Annotated in this window: 2 protein-coding genes; both read left to right on the top strand. The window is 63.6% G+C overall.

All coding sequences use genetic code 11. The features are described 5' to 3' along the window. Positions 1 to 134 precede the first annotated feature (134 nt). A complete protein-coding gene (locus tag PQQ96_RS41830; RefSeq protein WP_408303248.1) occupies positions 135 to 1,013 on the top strand; it encodes a tyrosine-type recombinase/integrase in 879 nt (292 codons plus the stop codon). 8 nt (positions 1,014 to 1,021) lie between these two features. After that, positions 1,022 to 2,227: an IS91 family transposase gene (locus PQQ96_RS41825; RefSeq protein WP_408303245.1), complete on the top strand. Its 1,206-nt coding sequence runs from the start codon at positions 1,022 to 1,024 to the stop codon at positions 2,225 to 2,227. The last annotated feature ends 356 nt before the right edge of the window (positions 2,228 to 2,583 follow it).

The raw sequence follows: 2,583 nt of genomic DNA, 5'->3' as shown, positions 1-2,583 counted from the left end.
TTGAACTAAACCGCTGACGCGGTATGGTGGCTGGCCGACGTCCCCGTCCTGGCCGGCGCCGCGGGCATTCCTTTCCGGGTGCGACGATGACAGTGCAATTCACCGCACCTGCTCATCCCGAAAGGAGTCCTGCCATGACACCCCTACGTCAGCGGATGGTCGAGGATATGCGCGTTCGCAATCTCTCGGCCAATACCCAACGCGCGTACCTGCAGCAAGTTGGCGCCTTCGCGAAGCACTTTGGCCGCTCCCCGGCGACGCTGGGACCCGAAGAGATCCGCGCCTGGCAACTGCACCTCGTCGAGGTTCGGCAACTGGCGCGCAGCAGCCTGGTTACCGCGACCGCCGCGCTACGCTTTCTCTACACGGTTACGCTCAAACGCGACTGGGCAGTCGACGACATCGTCATGTCGAAGCAGCCACGCACACTACCGGTGATCCTGAGTCGCGAGGAGGTCACCGCTTTCTTCGAATCAATCAGGAGCCTCAAACACCGCGCGATCCTGATGACGGCATACGCGGGCGGCCTGCGTATTTCGGAAGTGACGCGGCTGAAGGTCAACGACATCGACAGCCAGAGGATGGTGCTGCGCATCGAGCAGGGCAAAGGCCAGGTCGACCGCTATGTGATGCTCTCGCCACGGCTGCTGGAAATCCTGCGCAGTTACTGGCAGACCGGTCGACCCGAGCACTGGCTCTTCCCGGGACGGTTCGCTGACCAGCCCGTCGTTCCTGCGACGATACGGCTGGCGTGCCAGCAGGCCCGGCGCCGGGCCGGCATCAGCAAGCCGGTCACGCCACACTCGCTGCGCCACGCGTTCGCCACCCATCTGCTCGAATCGGGCACAGACGTGCGTACCATCCAGCTGCTGCTCGGCCACCGCAGCCTCGCCACCACCTCGCGTTATCTGAAGGTGGCTACCAGCACAATCTGCGCGACCATAAGCCCGTTTGACCTGCTCCCTCAACCAGTTGCGCCTGACCCGCCAGAAGAACCACCCGCAAACGTCTGAGCACGTCCATGAAGACTGCTCAACTGGAAGTGGCAGATGTATTGCGTCGCTACGGCACCGCGTATCGTCAAACCCATGCCGGGTCACTCAGTCTCGCCCAGCGGCGCGTCATGAGCGCGGTTGAGCTATGCCGGACCGCTGCGCTCGGCGGACATGTCGAACAGTGCGATGCCTGCGGCCATCAGCGCATCGCCTATAACAGCTGCCGGAATCGCCACTGTCCCAGGTGCCAGTCACTTGCCCGGGCACAATGGCTCGACGACCGTCAGGCCGATCTGCTGCCGGTACCGTACTTCCACGTGGTGTTCACGATCCCGCAGGAGATCGCTGCGATCGCCTACCAGAACAAGGCGGTGGTCTACGACATCCTGTTCCAGGCCACCGCCGAAACACTGCAGACCATCGCTGCTGATCCGAAACACCTCGGCGCTGACATCGGCTTCATCGCGATCCTCCACACCTGGGGGCAGAACCTGCTGCACCATCCACACCTGCACTGCGTGGTGCCAGGTGGCGGTCTGGCGCCGGACCACTCACGCTGGATTGCCTGCCGTCCTGGTTTCTTCCTGCCGGTGCGCGTGCTATCACGCCTGTTCCGGCGTCTGTTCCTCGAGCGGTTGCAGCGTGCCTTTGAGACCGGGCGCCTGCGGTTCTTCAACGCCCTCGCGCCCCTGCAGCATGTGCAGGCGTTCGCCCGCTATCTGGATAGCCCGCGACGCGCGGAATGGGTGGTGTACTCCAAGGAACCGTTCGGCGGGCCGCAGCAGGTACTCGGCTACCTGGGGCGTTACACGCATCGCGTCGCCATCTCGAACAATCGCCTGATCGCCATCGCTGATGGACACGTCACGTTCCGCTGGAAAGACTACCGCCATGAATCCGCACAGCGCGTGATGCGGCTCGACGCACCGGAGTTCATCCGCCGCTTCCTGCTTCACGTGCTGCCGCGCGGACTGCAGCGTATCCGTCACTACGGGTTCCCCAGCAACCGGCGCCGCGAAACCGGACTCGCCGAATGCCGGCGTCTGCTCGAGGTCATACCACCGCGCGCGACTGCCACTGATGAACTCAGCCAGGACTATCGTGACCACTATGCCAGACTCACCGGTCGATCCTTGCGCGACTGTCCAGCGTGTGCGCGCGGACACATGGTATGCATCGGACTCCTCCCGCATCACGCCCGGCCGCGGGCACCTCCGGCTGGTGTGCCGTGACGTCCGCGCCTTCACGCTCCGCGCACCTGTCCGGACAACCGTTCGCCCGGTTGCGGCAGCGCTTTGGCCACGCCGCGGCGATCACGGTGCCACTGCGCACATCGTACCGTCCGTCACGATCGTACAAGCGTCCTCGCAACCTTCACACGCAGCAGCGGCACGTCTTCCACAACGCATCCAGCACCGCCATCTGCAACATCACGGTCATCACCCTGATTCAATGCCCATAGCTGCTGACGCCAGCGGAGCGGTTTAGCTCAAAGAATTTTTAGCGAAGCGGACGCGGATTTCATACCGTGCCTGCGTTCATCCCGGTGCGCCGCTTCCGCTCCGCTAAAAATCCTCTGCCTTATCAC

The organism is Paraburkholderia sediminicola, assembly GCF_046027825.1.
GTDB lineage: Bacteria > Pseudomonadota > Gammaproteobacteria > Burkholderiales > Burkholderiaceae > Paraburkholderia > Paraburkholderia sediminicola_D.
Note: the sequence above shows the minus strand (reverse complement) of the source record. Positions and strands in the feature narration are given on the sequence as shown.

Coding starts and splice junctions, on each gene's coding strand:
- PQQ96_RS41830 (WP_408303248.1), top strand. CDS start 135: ATGACACCCCTACGTCAGCGGATGGTCGAGGATATGCGCGTTCGCAAT.
- PQQ96_RS41825 (WP_408303245.1), top strand. CDS start 1,022: ATGAAGACTGCTCAACTGGAAGTGGCAGATGTATTGCGTCGCTACGGC.